Source organism: Nonomuraea sp. ZG12, assembly GCF_052068115.1.
Classification (GTDB): Bacteria; Actinomycetota; Actinomycetes; order Streptosporangiales; family Streptosporangiaceae; genus Nonomuraea.
In genome coordinates this window covers 94,524-114,250 of the sequence record NZ_JBQHCW010000018.1, presented here as the reverse complement: position 1 = coordinate 114,250, position 19,727 = coordinate 94,524, and the positions used below count along the sequence as shown (strand labels likewise).

The window sequence follows — 19,727 nt, the reverse complement described above, 5'->3', positions numbered from 1 at the left end:
CAGGCCCTAGACTTGGCTCATTCAGCGCATCGGCGGGAGGGGCCGCAGCATGTCCAAGTTCACCGCGACAGGTCTGACCTTCGACGACGTGCTGCTCGTGCCGGCGTATTCAGACCTGCAGCCAGGTGACGCCGACACCCGCACCCGTCTGTCACGCGGCATCACTTTGTCCATCCCGCTGGTCTCGGCGGCCATGGACACCGTGACCGAGGCCCGGATGGCGGTCTCCATGGCCAGGCAGGGCGGCATCGGCATCCTGCACCGCAACCTGTCGGTCGAGGAGCAGGCGCAGCAGGTCGACCTGGTCAAGCGGTCCGAGGCGGGCATGGTGACCAACCCGGTGACCTGCAGCCCCGACGACACGCTGGCCGACGTCGAGCGGCTCTGCGCGACGTACCGGATCTCGGGTGTGCCGGTCACCGACGCGTCCGGCATCCTCGTCGGCATCGTCACCAATCGCGACATGCGCTTCGAGACGGACCAGGCGCGGCCGGTGCGCGAGGTCATGACGAAGATGCCGCTCGTCACCGCCCCCGTGGGGGTCTCGCGTGACGACGCCTACTCCCTCCTCCGGCAGAACAAGATCGAGAAGCTGCCCCTGGTCGACCCCGACGGCAGGCTGCGCGGCCTCATCACGGTCAAAGACTTCACCAAGAGCGAGCAATATCCGCTGGCCACCAAGGACGCCGACGGCCGCCTGGTGGTCGGCGCCGCGGTCGGCGTCGGAGGCGACGCCGAGGTGCGCGCCAAGGCGCTCATCGAGGCCGGTGTGGACGTGATTGTCGTCGACGTCGCGCACGGCCACTCCAAGGGGCTCGCCGACATGATCGGCCAGGTCAAGGCCAACAGCAAGGTCGACGTCATCGGCGGCAACATCGCCACCAGGGCCGGCGCGCAGATGCTCGTCGACGCGGGCGCCGACGCGGTCAAGGTCGGCGTCGGACCCGGCTCCATCTGCACCACCCGCGTGGTGGCCGGGGTGGGCGCGCCGCAGGTCACCGCCATCTACGAGGCCTCGCGCGCCTGCGCGCCCGCCGGGGTCCCGGTGATCGGCGACGGCGGCCTGCAGTATTCCGGCGACATCGTCAAGGCCATCGCCGCGGGCGCCGACACGGTCATGCTCGGCTCGCTGCTGGCCGGCTGCGAGGAGTCGCCCGGTGAGCTGATCTTCATCAACGGCAAGCAGTTCAAGTCCTACCGGGGCATGGGGTCGCTCGGCGCGGTGCGCAACCGCGAGCGCGGCGGCACCTCCTTCAGCAAGGACCGTTACGCCCAGGCCGAGGTCGGCGGCGAGGACAAGTTCATCCCCGAGGGCATCGAAGGCCAGGTCCCCTACCGCGGCCCGGTCTCCGCCGTCTCCCACCAGCTCGTCGGCGGCCTGCGTCAGGGCATGTGGTACGCCGGGTGTCGCACCATCGCCCAGATGCACACCGACTGCGAGCTCATGCCCATCACGATGGCGGGCCTCAAGGAGAGCCACCCCCACGACATCCAGATGACCGTGGAAGCTCCGAACTATCACAGAAGGTAATCCATGACTCAGCAGGTGGAGATCGGCCGGGGCAAGTCCGGCCGCCGCGCCTACTCGCTCGACGAGATCGGCCTCGTGCCCTCGCGGCGTACCCGCGATCCGGAAGAGGTCTCGATCGCCTGGCAGATCGACGCCTACCGGTTCGAGCTGCCCGTGATCGTCGCGCCCATGGACAGCGTCGTCTCGCCCGCCACCGCGATCGAGATCGGCCGGCTCGGCGGTCTCGCGCCGCTCGACCTTGAAGGTCTCTGGACCCGGTACGACGACCCGTCGTCGCTGCTGGAGGAGTGCGCGTCGCTCGACACCGAGGCGGCGACCAGGAGACTCCAGGAGATCTACGCCGCGCCGATCAAGGAAGAGCTGATCGGGCGTCGCATCGAGGAGATCCGCGCGTCCGGCGTGACCACCGCCGTGCGGCTGTCACCGCAGCGCACCGTCCAGTACCACAAGGCGGTCATCGACGCGGGCGTGGACATCTTCGTCATCCGCGGCACCACCGTCTCGGCCGAGCACGTCTCCGGCCGGGCCGAGCCGCTCAACCTCAAGCAGTTCATCTACGAGCTGGACGTGCCGGTGATCGTCGGCGGCTGCGCCACGCACACCGCGGCGCTCCACCTGATGCGCACCGGCGCGGCGGGCGTGCTGGTCGGCTTCGGCGGCGGCGCCTCCCACACCACCCGCAACGTCCTGGGCGTCGCCGTGCCGATGGCCACGGCCATCTCCGACGTGGCCGCGGCCCGCCGCGACTACATGGACGAGTCCGGTGGCCGCTACGTGCACGTGATCGCCGACGGCGGCATGGGCACCTCCGGCGACATCGCCAAGGCCATCGCCTGCGGCGCGGACGCCGTCATGGTCGGCTCCCCGCTGGCCAGGGCCGCCGAGGCGCCGGGCCGCGGCTTCCACTGGGGCTCCGAGGCCCACCACCCCGACCTGCCGCGCGGGCGCCGGGTGGAGTTCGGCACGGTCGGCCCGCTGGAGCAGATCCTGCACGGCCCCTCCAGCGTCGCCGACGGCTCGATGAACCTCATGGGCGCGCTCAAGCGCACCATGGCGTCCACGGGCTACTCCGACATCAAGGAGTTCCAGCGCGTCGAGGTCGTCGTCGCGCCGACCCAGCGCTGACCCCCTCCCGGAAAGGCGCGCCACCGCCGTGGCGCGCCTTTCGCACGCCTGTACGGCCCCACCCCACCCCCGTCCCGAAGCTTCCGTCAGGTCTGGGTACGTAGGGTGTGCGAGGGAAAGGGGGCCTGGGGTGGATCGAGTCTGCCTGGTGACAGGCGCCAATCGGGGGATCGGGCACGAGCTGGTGAGGCAGCTCTGCCAGGCGGGCGACACGGTCGTGCTGACCGCCAGGGACATGGGCAAGGCGGAGCGGGCGGTGGCAGGCCTGCCGGGGGCCGTGCCGATGCGCCTGGACGTCACCGACCAGGCGTCGGTGGACGCGCTCGCCCGGGAGGTGGGCAAGCGGCTCGGGCGGCTGGACGTGCTGGTGAACAACGCCGCCGTCCACTACGACACCTGGCAGTGGGCCGAGAGCGCGGATCTGGACGTGGTCCGGGAGGCGCTGGAGACCAACCTGCTGGGAGCCTGGCGGGTGACGCTGGCGCTGCTCCCGCTGCTGCGCGAGAGCGGCCACGGCCGGGTGGTGAACGTCTCCAGCGAGCTGGGATCCCTGGCGGGCATGGGCGGCGGGACCCCGGCCTACGCGGTCTCCAAGACGTCCCTGAACGCGCTGACCAGGATGCTGGCCGCCGAGCTGCGCCCGGATGGCGTCCTGGTCAACGCCGTCTGCCCCGGGTGGGTGGCCACGGACATGGGCGGGCCGGGTGGCCGGCCGGTGGCCGAGGGGGCGCGGAGCGTGCTGTGGGCGGTCGAGCTGCCGGACGGCGGTCCCACGGGCGGGTTCTTCCGTGATGGGAGGGCGCTGCCGTGGTGATCAGCCGCGGACGTACTCCAGGAGGACCGTGCCGTTGCTGAAGGTGCGGGTCCCGGTGATGGCGAAGGACGTGGGGCGGAAGTCGCCGTCGAAGACGGGAATGCCCGAGCCCGCCACCACCGGGTAGCTCTTGACGATCAGCTCGTCGATCTCCGGCAGGAGGGAGTTGGCCAGCTTGCCGCCGCCGCAGAGCCAGATGTCCATGCCGTCCTCCTTCTTCAGGCGCTGGACCAGGCCGATCGGGTCGCCGGGGACGAGCTCGACCGCCGGATCGGTGGCCTCGGGCATGGTGCTGGAGATCACGTACTGGCGCAGGTGGGCGTACGGGCTGGTGACTCCGATGTCGTGGGCGGGCTGGTAGGTGCCGCGGCCCATGAGGACGGTGTCGAAGCGCTTGTTGGGCACGTCCAGGCCGATCTGGGCCCGCATGTGGGTGGGGATGGTCTCGGGGTGCCGGTCGTTCAGGTAGGCGGCCAGGTCGTCGGCCACCGGGTAGAAGTCGAACTCGCCGCCGGGGCCGGCGATGTAACCGTCGATGGAGACGGCGACATAGTAGACAAGCTTTCGCAACCTGATCACTCCTCATAAAGTACTATAGCTGAAGTGGTTAGAACGTAGTACTACATCTGGAGTGGTGTCAAGTGGTGCGACAGAACGTGGCCAGGCGGGCGGCACTGATCGACGCCGCCATCGAGGTGCTGGCCGAGCAGGGGGCGCGCGGGCTGACGTTCAGGGCCGTGGACGCGGCGGCGAAGGTGCCCGTCGGCACCGCCACCAACTACTTCGCCAACCGTGACGAGCTTTTCACCCAGGTGGGAAGCAGAATCTACGAGCGGCTACAACCCGACGCGCGCACGTTCGCGCTGAGCATGGAGGGGCCGCGCGACCGGGACCGGTTGCTGGCGCTCATGCGGGAGATCGTCGACCGGGTCTCCGCCTTCCGCTCCGGCTATCTGGCCCTGCTGGAGCTGCGGCTGGAGGCGACCAGACGGCCGGAGCTGCGGGCCGTGCTCACCCAGCGGATCCGCGCGGACCTCGACGCGAACGTCAGCCACCACCTGGAGTCGGGCCTGCCCGGCGACACCACGACCGTCCTGCTGCTCTACGCGGCGCTCAACTGGCTGATCGTCGAGCGCCTCACCCTGCCCGACATCTTCACGGAGGAGGAGATCCACGGCCTGGTCGCGAGCGCCGTGGACCGCCTGCTCGCCTAACATGCGGAGGTGGCCGATCTGCAAGGGACGCACACGATCGAGGTGCTTGGTGACGTCGTCACCAAGCACTACAGAGCGGACAGGCCCCACGCGGCCGAGCGCGAGTGGCGCGCGCTGACGCTGCTGGCCCGCTACGCTCCGGGGCTCGCGCCGAAACCGATCTCCTTCCACGGCTGCGTGATCATGTCCCGGATCGAGGGCCGGCCGGTGCGCGGCCTGCCCGAGCCCGCGGCGTACACCCGCCAGATGGCCGCGGCCATCGCGGAGCTGCACGCCGCGGTGCCGCCCGAGGTGCTGGCCGGAGTGCCGCTGCGCAACTGGCACGGCCAGGCGCTCGCCGAGCAGGTGCGCGAGTGGTGCGAGCGCTGGCCGGGCAAGGACCCGCTGGCCGACCGGGCGGTCAGGGAGGGCTGCCGGTGGCTGGAGCGGTGGCGGCCGGACGACGGCGGGGCGCGGCCGGTGTTCGGCGGCGGCGACGGCAACCTGGCGAACTTCCTGTGGGACGGCGAGCGGGTGCGGATCGTGGACTTCGAGGACTCCGGCCGCAGCGACCGCGCCTTCGAGCTGGCGGAGCTGTCGCAGCACGTGTCGATGTGGGTGGACGGCGAGATCGACGTCCTGCGCCACTTCGACCTGCCGGCGGCCGAGCGCGCGCGGCTGCGCGAGTGCCGCAGGTTGCACGCCCTGACCTGGCTGTTCCTGCTGTCGGGTGAGGGGCCGCGCAACCCGCCGGGCACCTTTCGCAGACAGGTCGAACGGGTCCTCGCCGAGTTGGGAGCAGGAGGATGACCCGCGTGCGGCAGGCCGGAGCGGCTGACAGGGCCGCCGTCGAGAAGCTCGTGCATGACGCCTACGCGCCGTGGGTGCCGATCATCGGCATGCGGCCGTTGCCGATGGAGGCGGATTACGGCGCGCTCATCGAGGCGGGGTGCGTGCACGTGACCGAGCCCGAGCTCGACGGCCTGATCGTGCTCATCCCCGAAGACGGCGTGCTGCTCGTCGACAACGTGGCGGTCCGGCCCGAACGGCACGGCAGGGGCCTCGGGCGGATGCTGCTGGCCTACGCCGAGCAGCGGGCACGGCGGCTCGCCCTGCCCGCGCTCCGGCTCTACACCAACGTCAAGATGACCACCAACATCGCGCTGTACGAGTCGCTCGGCTACGTCGAGACCGGGCGGGTCGGCGTCGAGGGGCGCTCGGCCGTGGCCATGCGCAAGGAGCTCAGCCTGTGAGGACGCCGAGCAGGTGCGTCACCTCGCGGGTGACCGCGTCCCGGCCCGCGTTGACGTACTTGCGCGGGTCGACCACCTTCTCGTCGTGCGCCAGATAGTCGCGGATCGCGCCGGTGAACGCCTTGTTCAGGTGGGTCGCGACGTTGATCTTCTTCATGCCCTGGCTCACGGCCTGGCGCAGGGTCTCGTCGGGCACGCCCGAGGAGCCGTGCAGGACCAGGGGGACCGCCAGGGTGGCCCGCAGTTCGGCGATCAGCGCCAGGTCGAGCACCGCGTCCTTGGTCGTCATCGCGTGTGAGGTGCCCACGGCGACGGCCAGCGCGTCGACGCCGGTCCTGGCCACGTAGGAGGCCGCCTCGTCCGGCTTGGTGCGGGCGCCGGGGGCGTGCACGCCGTCCTTGCCGCCGACCTCGCCGAGCTCGGCCTCCACCCACACACCGCGCTCGTGGCACCAGGCGGTCACGTCGGCGGTGACGGCGACGTTCTCCTCGTCGGGGAGGGCGGACGCGTCGAACATGACCGAGCCCAGCCCCAGCTGCACGGCCTGCTCGACGAGCGCGCGGTCGGTGGCGTGGTCGAGGTGCACCGCGACGGGGACCTCGGCCCGCCGGGCGATCGCGAGCGAGGCGAGCGCGATGGGCTCCAGCTCGCCGTGGTAGCGGACGCAGTTCTCGCTGATCTGCAGCACCACCGGCAGGTCGAGCGCCTCCGCGCCCGCCACGATGGCGGTGGCGTGCTCAAGCTGGATCACGTTGAACGCGCCCACCCCGGCGGGTGAGTCGCGAATGATGTCGCCGACTGTGACGAGGGGCATGACGGTCTCCTTATGCGATCTCGATCAGGGGGTGTACGTCGCTGAAGACGTCACGGTCGAAGTCGCCGGCCACCGGCGACGCGACCGCCGCGGCGCCGAGCGCCGCCGCCGTCCTCAGCATGTCGTGCCACGATGACGGCTCGACCAGACCCAGCGCCAGCCCCGCCACCAGCGAGTCGCCGGCCCCCGTCGGGTTGCCTTCGACCTTGTACGGCATCCGCGCGCGCAGCGTGCCCTCGGCGGTGACCGCCAGCAGCCCGGCCGAGCCCATGGACACGACCACGGCTTCGGCGCCCTGGTCGCGCAGTGCCTGGGCGCCTTCCTCGACGGTGCCGTCCGGCACGGCGCGGGCCAGCTCCTCGGCGTTGGGCTTGACGATGGCGGGCCTGCCCTGCGGCGCGTGGCGCAGCGGCTCGCCGTCGGCGTCCACGATGGCGGGCACGCCCTTGGCCGAGGCCAGGGCCGCCAGCCTCGCGTAGGTGTCGGCGGGGACACCGCGTGGCAGGCTGCCGGAGAGGACCACCGCCTGCGCGTCTACCAACATCGCCTCATACGTTGTCACGAAATTTCGTAGCTCGTCGTCGGTCACCTGCGGCCCGGGTTCGTTGAACAGCGCGGTCCGCGTACCGTCAGAAGGGCTTTGCGTGTCCGAGACCACGAGCGTGGTGCGGGAGTCGGCGGCGATGGGCACCATCGCCGAGGGCAGCCCGGCGGCCCGCAGGTCGGCCTCCACCGCCAGGCCTGTCGGCCCGCCCGCCAGGCCGGTGACCAGCACCTCCTGGCCGAGCGCCGCCAGCACGCGGGCCACGTTGACGCCCTTGCCGCCGGCCCGCCGATGCACGGTGGCCACGCGGTTGACGCCGTCCCAGTCGACCCGGGGCACCTCGTAGGTGACGTCGAGCGCGGCGTTGAGGGTCACGGTCAGGATCATCGGGGCTCCGTGATCCAGGCGCCGCGCTGCATAACTCCGGCCACCTCCAGCTTGTCGGAGAGCACTACGAGGTCCGCCGACTTGCCGACGGCGATCGAGCCGACCTGGTCGGCCAGGCCCAGCACGCGGGCCGGGGTCAGGGAGGCCACCTGCGCCGCGTCGGGGAGCGACAGGCCCAGCTCCTGGACGGTGCGGCGGAAGGCGACGTCCATGGTGAGCGTGGAGCCCGCGATCGAGCCGCCCTCCACCAGGCGGGCGACGCCGTCGACGACGCCGACCCGCATCGGGCCGAGGAGATACTCGCCGTCGCTCAGGCCGGTGGCCGAGATCGAGTCGGTGATCAGCGCCGTTCGGCCGGGGCCCGCCACCTCGCAGGCCAGGGTGAGCATGGCCGGGTGCACGTGCACGCCGTCGTTGATCAGCTCGACCGTGACGCGCTCGTCCTGCAGCAGCGCGGCGATCGGGCCGGGGTCGCGATGGCCGAGCTGCGGCATCGCGTTGTAGAGGTGGGTGGCGACGGTCGCGCCCGCCTCGATGCCCGCCAGGGTCTGGTCGTAGTCGGCGTCGCTGTGGCCGAGCGCGGCGATCACGCCTTCGGCGGCGGCCATCCGGATCGTGTCGAGGGCGCCGGGCAGCTCGCCGGCGATCGTCAGCATCCGCACATGCCCGCGCCCGGCCTTGACCAGCCCGGCCACCTCCTGCGGCGACGGCTCGCGCAGCAGCGCGGGGTCGTGGGCGCCGCAGCGCGCCTTGGAGATGTACGGACCTTCGAAGTGGATGCCGGCCAGCAGGCCGTCGTCACAGAGCTCGGCCAGCGACGCGGCCGCCCTGGACAGCCGGTCGAGGGAGTCGGTGACCAGGCTGGCCACCAGGGTGGTGGTGCCGTGCCGCTGGTGCAGCGCCACGGCCTCGCGCGCGCCGTCCTGCTCGCCGGCCGGGAAGGAGCCGCCCGCCCCGCCGTGGTTGTGCATGTCGACGAAGCCGGGCACGACATGTCGCCCGCCGAGGCCGTGCCCGGCTCGGGGGGCGGATCCGTGGCCGACGTGCGTGATGCGGCCGTCTTCTATGGTCAGCCACCCCTCGTGAACTCCCTCGGGGGTCACGATGCGGGCGTCGGCGAGAGTGAGGCTCATGAGGAAAGTATCGGTGAGGCGATCTCGGCTTCGGTGTGGCTGTTCACCGCTACCTCCAGATTTGCTTGTTTCTGCACTTTTTATACCAGAAGCAAGCTTAAATGGGCATCAGTGGCTCCGGTCCGGCCCGTGTGCCACGCTTGCCACCTGACGATTCCGGCGAAGGGAAGATGATCGTGTCCCGTTATGACCGCTGGAACGCGATCCTCGAACTGCTCGCCCAGGAAGGCCGGCTCTCCGTCGAGGAGGCGGCCCAGGCGCTCGACGTCTCCACCGCCACCATCCGCCGCGACTTCGACCAGCTCGCCCAGCAGCAGATGCTGATGCGCACGCGGGGCGGCGCGGTGGCCCAGAGCGTCAGCTACGACCTGCCGCTGCGCTACAAGACGGCCAGGCGCGGGGGCGAGAAGCAGCGCATCGCCGAGGCCGCCGCCGAGCTGGTCAAGCCCGGCGCGGTGCTCGGCCTGAACGGCGGCACCACCACCTCCGAGCTGGCCCGCGTCCTGGCCACCCGGTCCACGCTGGAGTCCGGCTTCACCATCGTCACCAACGCCCTGAACATCGCCGCCGAGCTCACGGTCCGGCAGCACGTCAAGATCGTGGTCACCGGCGGGGTGGCCAGGCAGCAGTCCTACGAGCTCATCGGCCCGCTCTCCTCCGGCGTGCTGGAGCAGGTCACGCTCGACGTGGCCTTCCTCGGCGTGGACGGCCTGGACGTGGAGCTCGGCGCCTCGGCACACCACGAGGGCGAGGCGAGCGTGAATCATCTGCTCATCACCCGGGCCGCACGGGTCGTGGTGGTGGCGGACTCCTCGAAGATTGGGAAGAAGGCATTTTCCCGTATCTGCCCCATCGAGCAGATCGACACCCTCGTCACCGACGCACAGCTTCCGGACCTGGTCGCGGCCCGGCTCACCGACGCCGGAGTGACGGTGATCCGTGCCTGATCCGTGCGTGATCGGCGTCTGTACGAAGTCCGCGGCGTTACATGCGGCTCGATGAACGGGTAAGTATGGGGGCGCAAGGAGACAAGGCCCCGTATCTCAAAGGAGAGTCATGGCGGCGGGTAAACGCGTGGCCCGGCTGGGTCCCGTCGAGCGTAGTGCGGCACTGGAGACCATGGCCGCGCGCGAGCTGGACGTGGTCGTGGTCGGCGGCGGGGTGGTGGGCGCGGGGGTCGCGCTCGACGCCGCCACGCGCGGCCTGGACGTGGGTCTGGTCGAGGCGCGGGACTTCGCCTCCGGCACCTCCTCGCGCTCGTCCAAGCTGATCCACGGCGGGCTGCGCTATCTCGAACAGCTCAACTTCGAGCTCGTCAGGGAGGCGCTGCAGGAGCGGGCCCTGCTGCTGCAGCGGATCGCACCCCACCTGGTGCGGCCGGTGCCGTTCCTGTTCCCGATGACCCACATCGGGTGGGAGCGCCCCTACGTGGGGGCGGGGGTGGCCCTGTACGACACGCTGGGGATCGCCACGGGGGTGTCCAGGGGCGTGCCGGGGCACCGTCACCTGTCCAGGAGCCGGGCTCTGCGGCTGGCGCCCGCGCTGAAGCGCTCGTCCTTCACCGGCGCCGTGCAGTACTGGGACGCGCAGGTCGACGACGCCCGCTACGTGATGACCATGCTCAGGACCGCCGCCACCTACGGCGCCCACGTGGCGCCCCGGGCGCAGGTGGTGGGCTTCCTGCGTGAGGGGGAGCGCGTCACCGGGGTGCGGGTGCAGGACATGGAGTCCGGCCACGAGATGGAGGTGCGGGCGCAGCAGGTGGTCAACGCCACCGGAGTGTGGACCGACGACATCCAGGAGCTGGTGGGCGGGCGCGGGCAGATCCACGTGCGGGCGTCCAAGGGCATCCACCTGGTGGTGCCGCGCGACCGCATCCACTCCGTCACGGGACTCATCCTTCGTACGGAGAAGTCCGTGCTCTTCGTGATCCCGTGGGGCAGGCACTGGATCATCGGCACCACCGACACCGAGTGGACGCTGGACAAGGCGCACCCGGCCGCCTCCCGGGCGGACATCGACTATCTGCTCGACCACGTCAACGCCGTGCTGTCGGTGCCGCTGAGCAGGGATGACGTCGAAGGCGTCTACGCCGGGCTGCGGCCGCTGCTGTCGGGCGAGTCGGACGAGACGTCCAAGCTGTCGCGCGAGCACGTGGTGGCCCACCCGGTGCCGGGGCTCGTCATGATCGCCGGCGGGAAGTACACGACCTACCGGGTCATGGCCAAGGACGCCGTCGACGCCGTCGCGCACGGCCTGGACCAGCGCGTCCCGCGCTCCTGCACCGACCGGATCCCGCTGGCGGGCGCCGAGGGCTATCAGGCGCTGTGGAACTCCCGCCACCGGCTCGCCCACACCTCCGGCCTGCACGTGGCCCGGATCGAGCACCTCCTGCAGCGCTACGGCTCGCTCATCGACGAGGTGCTGGAGCTGGTCGAGCATGACCCGTCACTGGGCAGGCCGCTGCACGGGGCCGACGACTACCTGCGCGCCGAGATCGTCTACGCCGCCACCCACGAGGGCGCCAGGCATCTCAACGACGTGCTGACGCGCCGTACCCACGTCTCCATCGAGACCTTCCACCGGGGCGTGGCCGTCGCGCAGGAGGCCGCCGAGCTGCTCGCCGGCCCGCTCGGCTGGGATGCCGAGCAGGTCAAACGCGAGGTCGAGTACTTCACCAAGCGGGTCGAGGCCGAGCGCCTGTCGCAGGAGCAGGACACCGACCACGCGGCCGACGCCATCAGGCTCGGCGCCCCCGAGATCGAGCCGGTCGCCGAGGGGTCATGAGCCGAGCGGGATCCATGCCTGCCGGTCCAGCGTGGCGGCGTCGTTGACCTGCGCGCCCGCGTAGGAGAACGTCCAGATGGAGTCGCCGATCATCATCGAGCGCTGGATGCCGGGCGGGTATTCGCCGGCGCGCCCCGCCGGATGCTCGATCATGCCGACCCGGCTCACCTCCGAGTCGGTGATCTTCAACACCGCCGCGCCGCTGCGCTGCTCGCCGTCGCCGTAGGAGCTGAGCGGGATGACCGCGGTGCCGGTCTCGGGCCAGTAGAGGAAGGCGTGCGGGTCCCACTCGGCCTCCGAGCCGGAGTCCTTCTGGAACAACTGCGACAGCCTGCGCGGAGCGGCCGGGTCCCGCACGTCGAACAGCGAGACCTGCGTGCCGAGCGTCCGGCCCTGGTCGCTGGCCTCCTGGCCGATGCCGATCAGCCGGCCGTCGCCGCTGGGATGCAGGTAGGCGGAGTAGCCGGTGATCTTCAGTTCGCCGGTCACCGCGGGCTTGGCCGGGTCGCGCAGGTCCAGCGTGTAGAGCGGGTCCACCTGGCGGAAGGTGACGACGTAGCCGACCGGGCCGATGAACCGGACCGAGTAGATGCGCTCGCCCTCGCCCAGCCCGCCGACCCGGCCGACCTCGGCCAGCGTGTCCGCGGCGAGCACGTGCACGCCGCTGGCGCTGGACCTGCCGTCGGCCGAGGTGAGCGTGGTGGCCACGCGCAGCTGGCCGTCGTGCTCGGACAATGAGTACTGGTTCAGCAGGCGGCCCGGCACCTTGCCGGAGGCCACGTAGGCGGGGGCGCCCGGCTTGCTCACGTCGAACCGGTGCACCTCCGTCTCCTCCGGCGGCGGGCCCGAGACGGTGGGCGTGGGCGTGGGCTCGACCGGTACCGGCTCGGTGGCGGGGGGCACCTCGCCGGTGGGTTCGCTCTCCGCGATGGCAGGCTGGATCGGGAACCACCAGCGCGGATTGCTCGCCACGTACAGGCTCTGCCCGGTGCCGTAGACGATGTCGCCGTCGGCGGCCAGCCCGATCGGGGTGGTGCCCGCGGCGGTGAGGCCCTGCGACAGGTCGAGGGTGTGCAGGGTCAGCAGGGAGGTGCCGGTGTAGTCGGCCGGATGGCTGACCCGCTCGCAGGGGACCGGCTCCTTCCTGACCGTGCCCGAGGCGTCGGTGATCTCGATCTCCGGCAGCCAGGCCGCCAGCGGCGCGCGCCGTACGACCTGCTGGTTGATCCGGGTGCGCTCGGCCTCGGGCAGTTGGTCCCTGGTCTGGGGGAAGGTGATGTCCGGCTGGCTCCGGGTGACGAAACGCACGGTGGAGCCGACCATCCGGGCGTCCACGTGCGTGCCCTCGGGCTTGACCGAGCCGAGCACCCTGGGTTTGTCGGCGAGGTCGACGAGCACGTACCTGGTCTCGCCGGCTGGGGCGAAGCCCCTCTTCATGGTGGCGCCGCCGCCCTGGAACAGGACCAGCGCCCGCTCGCCCGAGACGAGCAGGTCGGCGGGCGCGTAGCCGGCCGCGTCCTCGGTGGACAGGTCGAGGGAGGCGGTGACCTTCCTGGTGGCGGTGTCGATGATCCGCAGGGTGCCGCCGCTGACGGTGTAGACGCGGTCGCCGTCGGTCTTGACCAGGTCCGGCTCGTCCACGCCCGCCTCGTGCGTGTTGGTCGTGGAGTGGTCGGGGGTCTGGGCGACCTTCTGCCTGGCGGCGCTCGTGTCCTCCATGTACATGACCTGGGGGCCGCCGAAGCCCCACGGGCCGACGTTCTCGGCCGCCTTGGCGCGCAGCCCGCCGAGCAGGTCGTCGCAGCCGTTGTAGGCCACCAGGCGGACGGCGCCGAGGCTCTGCCGTGGTCTGTCGTCCTGGGTGGCGGGAGCGGTGCAGGCGGCCAGTGCCGTCGCGAGGGCCGCGGCGGCCAGCACCGGGCGCGTCAGCGTCTTCATGCCCTCATTGACGGATTCCGGCGGCGACCGGTTCAGGAGCCGCCGGGGACGTCGATCGTGTAGATGGGGCTGTAGTCCACGTCCTCGCCGATGTCGATCAGTTTGCGGACGAGCTTGCCCTTGAAGTCGACCACCTGGACGTTGTCCCTGGTCGCGTTGTCCTGCTCCCAGCAGTAGAGATGGGTCTCGTCATACCAGCCGAGCACCTTGTCGCATTCGGAGGTGAAGGTGCGCAGTCGCTTGCCCGTCGCGGAGTCCCAGAGGCAGTGGTCGCCGTCGCCCCCGTCGGGGCAGTCGGTGACGAAGGTCCGGCCCGAGGGGGAGAAGATGTCCATGGTGCCGGACGCGAGCGTGCCGATGCCGGGCGCCTCGCGGGTGACCTTGCCGGCGGTGTCGTAGAAGCGCAGGCCCTTGTCCTGGTCGCCGTAGACGTTGACGACGCCCTTCTCCTCGTTGTCCCAGCCGAAGGCGGTCTCCTGGACCTGTTTGTCCCGGACCATGACGATCTCACGCTCGTGCGTGGCCACGTCCACGACGGCGAAGCCGACGTAGTACCACTCGTCGCCGGTCTTCTCCTCGACGTTGAGCAGGATCTTGGAGCCGTCCTTGGACCATGACCGGATCGTGCTCTGCAGGGGCGAGCGGACGGTCTTGACCGTGACCTCGCCGCCCGACCGGCGGTCGATGATCTCGATGAAGTCGAAGTCGTCGGAGGAGTAGTTCTTGCCCCGCGTGGCCAGGTAGCGGCCGTCGGGCGAGACCATCGACTCCTTGTTGTTCGGGTATTTGACGAAGGTGCCGTTCAGCGACTGCCGGGCGTAGTCGACCCACTCCTTGCCCTTTTCGTCGTAGACCTCGTAGGACGTCAGGGTGATGGGGTCGGATTCGTTCTCGTAGATGGTGATCGAGCCGCCGGGGACCTTCAGGGGGGTGCCTGTGGCGGGCACGGTGGGCGCCGGGGCGGTGGGGGTGGGGGCCGGGCTCGTCAGGGACGCACTGGCCGTGGTCCGGTTCAGCTGGTTGACCGTCACCACGCCGGCGAGCACCAGCAGCGCGCACCCCACGGCCGCGCCCATGACGAGCACCGTCCTGGGCTTGACCTTCGGCGCGGGAGCCGGCCGGGGCTGTCCGGCGGGCGCGGTGGGCGGCGGCGTGGGATAGGCCGCGGGTGCGGGCCACGCCCCGGCGGGGATCGCGGCGGCGGAGCCCTGCGCGAGGATGCCCGACTGGGGGACCGGCCGCTGCAGCAGCCGGATGATGACCTGCTCGGCGGTGGGCCGCCGCGCCGGGTCCTTGTCCAGGCAGGCCATGACCACATCGAGCAGCGGGCCGTCGAGCCCGCTCAGATCGGGCGGCTTGTTGAGCACCCGGTTGAGCACCGCGGGCATGGTGTCGCTGCCGAACGGGGCCTTGCCGGAGGCGGCGTAGACCATCGTGCCGCCCCACGAGAACAGGTCGGCCGCCGGGCCGACCTGATGGCCCATGATCTGCTCGGGCGGCATGTAGGACGGGGTGCCGACCGGCATGCTGCTGAGCGTGGAGGTGGCGTCGAGGGCGCGGGCGATGCCGAAGTCGATCACCCGGGGCCCGTCGGCGCCGATGATCACGTTGGCGGGTTTGAAGTCGCGGTGCACGATCCCCGCCTGGTGGATCGCGGCCAGGGCGGTGGCGGTGCCGATGGCCAGGCGGTGCAGGGTCGTGCCGCCGCGGGGGCCCTCCTGCTGGACGACCTGCTGCAGGGAAGGGCCGTCGATGAACTCGCTGACGATGAAGGGCCGGTCGAGCTCGACGCCGGTGCCCAGGACCGCCGCCGTGCAGAACGGCGCGACCTGCTGGGCGACCTCCACCTCGCGCAGGAAGCGCCCGATGCTCACCTGGTCGGCGGCCTGGTCGGAGCGCAGCCACTTGATCGCGACCCGCGCTCCCGAGGGGTCGGTGGCCAGGTAGACGACGCCCTGCCCGCCCTCGCCCAGCCGGCCGAGCAGGTCCATGCCGCCGAGGCTGCGTGGATCTCCCGGTCTCAGCGGTGCGATGTCAGGCATGCGTCAATACTGGCCCATCGACAAACCTACTGATCAGTAGTCATGGAGGTCGCAAAACGGTAACGAACGGCACGCTGGTGGTTAGCGGCCCCCGGGGAGGCGGTTAGGAGAATTTGCGGAAGTTTGTCTCTTTCGGGGGTTTTACCATGCTCAAGAGGACGCTGACCGTCGCCCTGGCCGGGGTCACCGCCATGGCGTTGCACCTGATCACCTCCCCGGCGGCGGGCGCCGCGGCGTACGGTTGCAGCGGCACGCAGGTCGGCAGCTGGAAGGTGCCGATGAAGGACGCGCTCGACGGCGGCACGTACTACATCAGCGACGTCAAGCTCTTCTACAACGCGCGGACCGGGTGGAACTGCGCCGCCCTCGTCAAGCGCTCCGACCACCAGAGGTACGGCGAGAAGACCCCGATGTACCTGGAGATGTACAACTCCCGGTGGGCGGAGGACAACTGGAAGAACAACTACGACAAGGACGTCGGCCGCTTCAAGTACCACGCCGGGCCGGTCAAGGTGTACGGCAGGAACATCTGCGTGAGCATCCACGCCAAGCACGGCGACCACACCGGGCCGGGCGACGACTACAACGGCAGGCTCTCCCTGAGCGGTGTTGCCTGCGACTGATCTACGGCGATCCCGGCCACCATCGTGCGAAATTTCGGCGTAAGGCCGGGATCGCCGAATTTAGCGAGGAGTTGGGCGCATAACGCCGTGGCATGCCGGGTGGCCCGGCGAAGTGTGAGGATAGTTCGCATGACTCTCCGGATCACGACCCTGGCGGAGCGCCCCGAGTTCGCCTCCACACTGTGGGACATGGAGAACTCCTGGCAGGAGTTCATGCTCAACGACCCGCTCGCCGACTTCTTCTACGACGTCGCCGCCCGCATGTACCCCGAATACGTGCTGGTGGCCGATGACGACGGCGAACCCGGCAGGCTCGTGGCGCGAGGGTGCACCATGCCCTTCACCTTCGACGGCGTCGAGCCGCCCGACGACGGCTGGGACGGCGTGATCCGCCGAGGCCGGCTGGCCAGGGACAGGGGCACCCGCCCCGACCGGATCTCGGCCCTGGAGATCACCGTCCGCCGCGACCTGCTCGGCCACGGCATCTCCTCGCGGATGGTCCTCGCCATGCGCGACAACGCGGCCAGGCTCGGCTTCGACGAACTCCTCGCGCCGGTCAGACCCAACCAGAAACACCTCGAACCGCAGACCCCGATGAGCGAGTACGCCTTCCGCACCCGTGCCGACGGCCTGCCCCACGACGCCTGGCTGCGCGTGCACGCCCGCGTGGGCGGGAAGATCGTCAAGGTGGCGCCGCGCTCCATGGTCGTGCCGGGCACGCTGGAGGAGTGGCGGAGCTGGACGGGACTGCCGTTCGACCGGTCCGGCGAGATCGAGGTGCCGGGGGCGCTCAGCCCCGTGCACTGCGAGGTCGAGCGCGACTACGCCGTCTACGTCGAGCCCAACGTCTGGGTCAGTCACCCGCTGGGCTGAGCCGCCGCAACCGCTCCTGGTGCGCCCGTACGTCCAGCCCTTTCGCGGCGGCCCATCCGTCGTCGTGGTAGGTCGCCAGATGCCGCTCGTGCGCGTCGCCCAGCACGGACACCACGGTGCCGCCCCCGGGCATCCGCTCGGCCAGCTCCAGCGCCGCCCAGAGCGCGGTGCCGGACGAGCCGCCCACGGGCAGCCCGGTCACCTCCCTGATGTGCCGGGCCGCCGCCACGCTCGCCGCGTCGGGCACCGGGACGACCAGATCGACGAGGTCGGCCCGGAACCCCGGCTCCATCCGGGGCCGGCCGATCCCCTCGACCCGGGACGGCATCCCGGTCGCGTAGTCGGGCACGTCGAGCGTCCAGCCGGGGAAGTACGCCGAGTTCTCGGGATCCGCCACGGCCACCCGGGGCCCGCCCGCGTGCCTGTCCGCGTGCCCGACCGTGGGGTCGGCCGCGGGGTCGGCCGCGGGCCCGACCGTGGGGTCGGCCGTAGGGTCGGCCGTGGTGTCGTCCGACGGCCTGTCCGCCGTGTGCTCCCGCCGCCACCGGCCGAGTGTCGCCGACGTGGCCCCGGTGCTCGCCCCCACCACCACCCAGTCCGGTCGCACCTGCGCGAACAGCTCGTCGGCGAGGTCGTGCTCGGCGGCCCGCCCGAACTGGTCGAGGAAGTGCCCCTCGACCTTCCGCGCCGCGTCGTAGATGGCCACCGGCGGCGTCACGAACCGGCACTCGCCGCCCAGCTCCTCCACCGGCCGCGCCCGCTCCTCGCTCCGCGCCCCCGGCATGACCACGATGTACGGCAGGCCGAGCCGCCTGGCGTACCAGGCCTGCGCCACGGCGGCGTTGCCCCCCGTGGCCTCCACCACGGTCGTCCCCTCGCCGAGCAGCCCGTCGAGCACCGCCTGCCGGAACAGCGCGCGGGCATGCCGGTGCCGCAGGCTGCCCGTGGGCTGCGCCGACTCGTCCTTCAGCAGCAGCCGGACCCCGGGCACGGCGACGGGAAACTCGATCAACGGCGTGGGCGGCCCGGCCTGCAGCAGGTCGAGCGCCCGGACATCCCAGCTCACCTCACCGACTCTTTCACGATCAGAGCGGCGGCGCCCGTACCCGATTCCAAGATCGCGCGGCTTGCGCTAGCGTCGCGGGCATGACGGAACTCCAGCCCCGACTGCGGGCCATCACCGACCTGGCCGTGGCGGAGGCGCGCGAGACGGGCGGCAGGCACGAGTACGACGGGATGATCCAGGACCTCTCGCCCGACGGGGTGCGGGCCGGGCTGGCACGGCTGGGTGAGGGCGCCGCGCCGGAGGACCCGTACGACGCCCGGCACATGCGCGTGTTCGAGGAGAGCCTGCGCGCCCAGTACGGCGAGCTGGAGCTGCACCGGCGCAACCCCCTGTACCATCTGTCCAACCTGGACCTGGCCTGCTACGACCGCGACTACGGCCCGGAGCCGGACCGCGCCGCGGCCAAGGCGGCCCACCTCGCGCGCTGGCCCGAGGCCGTACGACACGCGGTCACCGCGCTCGACCGGCTCAGCGCCCCGGTCGCGAGCTCCCTGCTCGGCGCCGTCAAGGGCCTGGCCGCGGGGATCACCGACGAGACCGCGCTGAAGGCCCACGGCGAGCTCGTCACGCACATCGAGCGGGCCGCCGCCGAGGGCGACCCGGACGCCTCGCTCGGCGCGCCGGCGCTGGCCCGGCTGATGGGCGCCGGCGAAGGGCTGGAGGTCGACCTCGGCAGGCTGGCCGAGCGCGCCGACGCCGAGCGCGGCAGGCTGCTGGAGCGGCTGGCCGACGGCTGCGCCAAACTCGGCGCACGGGACCGGGCGCCCCTCGACGTGGTCCGCGAGCTGGTCAAGCGGCACCCCGACGCCGACGGCGTGATCGAGGCGGCCCGCGTCGGCACCCGTAAGGCCATCGCGTTCACCGCCGAGAAGGACCTGGTGCCCTACCACGACGGCGAGTGCCTGGTCGGCCTCGCGCCGGAGTCACGCCGGTGGGCGATGGCGATGATGTCGTGGAACGCGCCGGGTGAGCCCGAGGGCCCGTCGTGGTACTACATCACCCCGCCCGACCCCTCCTGGCCCGAGCAGGACGCCGAGGAGTGGCTGGAGATCTTCAGCGACACCACCCTGCCCGCGATCAACGTGCACGAGGTGGCGCCCGGCCACTTCTCGCACGGCCTGGCCCTGCGCCGGGCCGGGTCGGACGTGCGGCGGCTGCTGCAGTCCATGTCGTTCGCCGAGGGCTGGGCGCACTACGCCGAGGAGCTCTGCGTGGAGGAGGGCTTCGAGGCGCAGGACCCGCGCTTCGAGATCGGCGTCTGGGTGGAGGCGCTGATCCGCGTCACCCGGCTCGCCTGCGCCATCGGCGTGCACACCGGGGCCATGACCGTCGAGGACGCCGCCAGGCGCTTCGAGACCGACACCCACCTGGTGGGCCCGGGGGCGCTGGCGGAAGCCAGGCGGGCCTCGTTCGACCCGACGTACGGCCGCTACACCTGGGGCAAGCTGGTCATCATGGACCTGCGCGAGCAGGCGCGGCGCGAGTGGGGCGCGGGTTTCACGCTCCAGCGCTTCCACAAGGCGATGCTCGATCTGGGCTCTCCGCCGCTGGGGCTCCTCGGCGCGATTGTCTGAGCGTGCGGCCGATAGACTGAGAGCACCGCA

The 19,727-nt window shown here is 71.3% G+C and carries 18 protein-coding genes; 11 read left to right on the top strand and 7 right to left on the bottom strand.

The features are described from left to right. Positions 1-49 precede the first annotated feature (49 nt). The 3 genes from guaB to ACTMTF_RS35215 all read left to right on the top strand — a co-directional run bounded on the left by guaB (position 50) and on the right by ACTMTF_RS35215 (position 3,470). Entirely contained in the window at positions 50-1,531 is a 1,482-nt protein-coding gene (gene guaB, locus ACTMTF_RS35225) for an IMP dehydrogenase (protein WP_397007956.1), read from the top strand. Between the two features lie 3 nt (positions 1,532-1,534). After that, positions 1,535-2,656, top strand: a complete 1,122-nt coding sequence (locus ACTMTF_RS35220) for a GuaB3 family IMP dehydrogenase-related protein (protein WP_397007958.1) — start codon at positions 1,535-1,537, stop codon at positions 2,654-2,656. Positions 2,657-2,786: 130 nt separating this feature from the next. Further along, positions 2,787-3,470, top strand: a complete 684-nt coding sequence (locus ACTMTF_RS35215; protein WP_441114558.1) for an SDR family oxidoreductase — start codon at positions 2,787-2,789, stop codon at positions 3,468-3,470. On the opposite strand, the gene ACTMTF_RS35210 is transcribed toward ACTMTF_RS35215, so the two are convergent. After that, positions 3,471-4,040: a dihydrofolate reductase family protein gene (locus ACTMTF_RS35210; RefSeq protein ID WP_441114557.1), complete on the bottom strand. Its 570-nt coding sequence runs from the start codon at positions 4,038-4,040 to the stop codon at positions 3,471-3,473. It lies immediately after the preceding gene. A gap of 74 nt (positions 4,041-4,114) precedes the next feature. Between ACTMTF_RS35210 and ACTMTF_RS35205 the strand changes: the two genes are divergently transcribed. The 3 genes from ACTMTF_RS35205 to ACTMTF_RS35195 are packed head-to-tail and all read left to right on the top strand — an operon-like array spanning position 4,115 to position 5,916. Next, a complete protein-coding gene (locus ACTMTF_RS35205) occupies positions 4,115-4,684 on the top strand; it encodes a TetR/AcrR family transcriptional regulator (RefSeq protein ID WP_441114556.1) in 570 nt (189 codons plus the stop codon). Between the two features lie 9 nt (positions 4,685-4,693). Further along, complete coding sequence (locus tag ACTMTF_RS35200) at positions 4,694-5,473, top strand: phosphotransferase family protein (protein WP_441114555.1); 780 nt, start codon at positions 4,694-4,696, stop codon at positions 5,471-5,473. Then, positions 5,470-5,916 (top strand): GNAT family N-acetyltransferase, encoded by a 447-nt coding sequence (locus tag ACTMTF_RS35195; protein WP_441114554.1) that lies wholly within the window; start codon positions 5,470-5,472, stop codon positions 5,914-5,916. Before ACTMTF_RS35200 ends, ACTMTF_RS35195 begins: the two co-directional genes overlap by 4 nt. Here ACTMTF_RS35195 and ACTMTF_RS35190 read toward each other — a convergent pair. The 3 genes from ACTMTF_RS35190 to nagA are packed head-to-tail and all read right to left on the bottom strand — an operon-like array spanning position 5,906 to position 8,794. Further along, the gene (locus tag ACTMTF_RS35190) at positions 5,906-6,730 is read right to left on the bottom strand and encodes a class II fructose-bisphosphate aldolase (protein WP_441114553.1); all 825 of its coding nucleotides are present in this window, start codon (positions 6,728-6,730) and stop codon (positions 5,906-5,908) included. The genes ACTMTF_RS35195 and ACTMTF_RS35190 overlap by 11 nt on opposite strands. Positions 6,731-6,740: 10 nt before the next feature. Beyond that, positions 6,741-7,661: a 1-phosphofructokinase family hexose kinase gene (locus ACTMTF_RS35185; protein ID WP_441114552.1), complete on the bottom strand. Its 921-nt coding sequence runs from the start codon at positions 7,659-7,661 to the stop codon at positions 6,741-6,743. Continuing rightward, positions 7,658-8,794 (bottom strand): N-acetylglucosamine-6-phosphate deacetylase, encoded by a 1,137-nt coding sequence (gene nagA / locus ACTMTF_RS35180; RefSeq protein ID WP_441114551.1) that lies wholly within the window; start codon positions 8,792-8,794, stop codon positions 7,658-7,660. Before nagA ends, ACTMTF_RS35185 begins: the two co-directional genes overlap by 4 nt. A gap of 176 nt (positions 8,795-8,970) precedes the next feature. Between nagA and ACTMTF_RS35175 the strand changes: the two genes are divergently transcribed. Continuing rightward, positions 8,971-9,741, top strand: coding sequence for a DeoR/GlpR family DNA-binding transcription regulator (locus ACTMTF_RS35175; protein WP_397007974.1), 771 nt, complete (start codon positions 8,971-8,973; stop codon positions 9,739-9,741). A gap of 109 nt (positions 9,742-9,850) precedes the next feature. Next, positions 9,851-11,581 carry a glycerol-3-phosphate dehydrogenase/oxidase gene (locus ACTMTF_RS35170; protein WP_441114550.1) on the top strand — a complete coding sequence of 577 codons (1,731 nt, stop codon included), beginning with the start codon at positions 9,851-9,853 and terminating at the stop codon, positions 11,579-11,581. Here the strand turns inward: ACTMTF_RS35170 and ACTMTF_RS35165 are convergent. Then, positions 11,576-13,519, bottom strand: a complete 1,944-nt coding sequence (locus ACTMTF_RS35165) for a beta-propeller domain-containing protein (protein WP_441114549.1) — start codon at positions 13,517-13,519, stop codon at positions 11,576-11,578. The genes ACTMTF_RS35170 and ACTMTF_RS35165 overlap by 6 nt on opposite strands. A gap of 32 nt (positions 13,520-13,551) precedes the next feature. Beyond that, positions 13,552-15,561, bottom strand: a complete 2,010-nt coding sequence (locus tag ACTMTF_RS35160) for a protein kinase domain-containing protein (RefSeq protein WP_441114548.1) — start codon at positions 15,559-15,561, stop codon at positions 13,552-13,554. Between the two features lie 146 nt (positions 15,562-15,707). On the opposite strand from ACTMTF_RS35160, the gene ACTMTF_RS35155 reads away from it, so the two are divergent. Further along, positions 15,708-16,184: a hypothetical protein gene (locus ACTMTF_RS35155; protein WP_441114547.1), complete on the top strand. Its 477-nt coding sequence runs from the start codon at positions 15,708-15,710 to the stop codon at positions 16,182-16,184. A 129-nt stretch (positions 16,185-16,313) separates the two neighbouring features. After that, positions 16,314-17,057 (top strand): N-acetyltransferase, encoded by a 744-nt coding sequence (locus ACTMTF_RS35150; RefSeq protein ID WP_441114546.1) that lies wholly within the window; start codon positions 16,314-16,316, stop codon positions 17,055-17,057. Here the strand turns inward: ACTMTF_RS35150 and ACTMTF_RS35145 are convergent. Further along, a complete protein-coding gene (locus ACTMTF_RS35145; protein ID WP_441114545.1) occupies positions 17,038-18,123 on the bottom strand; it encodes a PLP-dependent cysteine synthase family protein in 1,086 nt (361 codons plus the stop codon). The two genes, ACTMTF_RS35150 and ACTMTF_RS35145, sit on opposite strands and share 20 nt — an antisense overlap. 80 nt (positions 18,124-18,203) lie before the next feature. Between ACTMTF_RS35145 and ACTMTF_RS35140 the strand changes: the two genes are divergently transcribed. After that, complete coding sequence (locus ACTMTF_RS35140) at positions 18,204-19,697, top strand: DUF885 family protein (protein WP_441114544.1); 1,494 nt, start codon at positions 18,204-18,206, stop codon at positions 19,695-19,697. Positions 19,698-19,727 lie beyond the last annotated feature (30 nt).

What these genes read in the sequence shown, in the direction of transcription:
- guaB (WP_397007956.1), top strand. Translation starts at nt 50, where the DNA reads ATGTCCAAGTTCACCGCGACAGGTCTGACCTTCGACGACGTGCTGCTC.
- ACTMTF_RS35220 (WP_397007958.1), top strand. Translation starts at nt 1,535, where the DNA reads ATGACTCAGCAGGTGGAGATCGGCCGGGGCAAGTCCGGCCGCCGCGCC.
- ACTMTF_RS35195 (WP_441114554.1), top strand. Translation starts at nt 5,470, where the DNA reads ATGACCCGCGTGCGGCAGGCCGGAGCGGCTGACAGGGCCGCCGTCGAG.
- ACTMTF_RS35190 (WP_441114553.1), bottom strand. Translation starts at nt 6,730, where the DNA reads ATGCCCCTCGTCACAGTCGGCGACATCATTCGCGACTCACCCGCCGGG.
- ACTMTF_RS35185 (WP_441114552.1), bottom strand. Translation starts at nt 7,661, where the DNA reads ATGATCCTGACCGTGACCCTCAACGCCGCGCTCGACGTCACCTACGAG.
- nagA (WP_441114551.1), bottom strand. Translation starts at nt 8,794, where the DNA reads ATGAGCCTCACTCTCGCCGACGCCCGCATCGTGACCCCCGAGGGAGTT.
- ACTMTF_RS35170 (WP_441114550.1), top strand. Translation starts at nt 9,851, where the DNA reads ATGGCGGCGGGTAAACGCGTGGCCCGGCTGGGTCCCGTCGAGCGTAGT.
- ACTMTF_RS35165 (WP_441114549.1), bottom strand. Translation starts at nt 13,519, where the DNA reads ATGAAGACGCTGACGCGCCCGGTGCTGGCCGCCGCGGCCCTCGCGACG.
- ACTMTF_RS35160 (WP_441114548.1), bottom strand. Translation starts at nt 15,561, where the DNA reads ATGCCTGACATCGCACCGCTGAGACCGGGAGATCCACGCAGCCTCGGC.
- ACTMTF_RS35155 (WP_441114547.1), top strand. Translation starts at nt 15,708, where the DNA reads ATGCTCAAGAGGACGCTGACCGTCGCCCTGGCCGGGGTCACCGCCATG.
- ACTMTF_RS35150 (WP_441114546.1), top strand. Translation starts at nt 16,314, where the DNA reads ATGACTCTCCGGATCACGACCCTGGCGGAGCGCCCCGAGTTCGCCTCC.
- ACTMTF_RS35140 (WP_441114544.1), top strand. Translation starts at nt 18,204, where the DNA reads ATGACGGAACTCCAGCCCCGACTGCGGGCCATCACCGACCTGGCCGTG.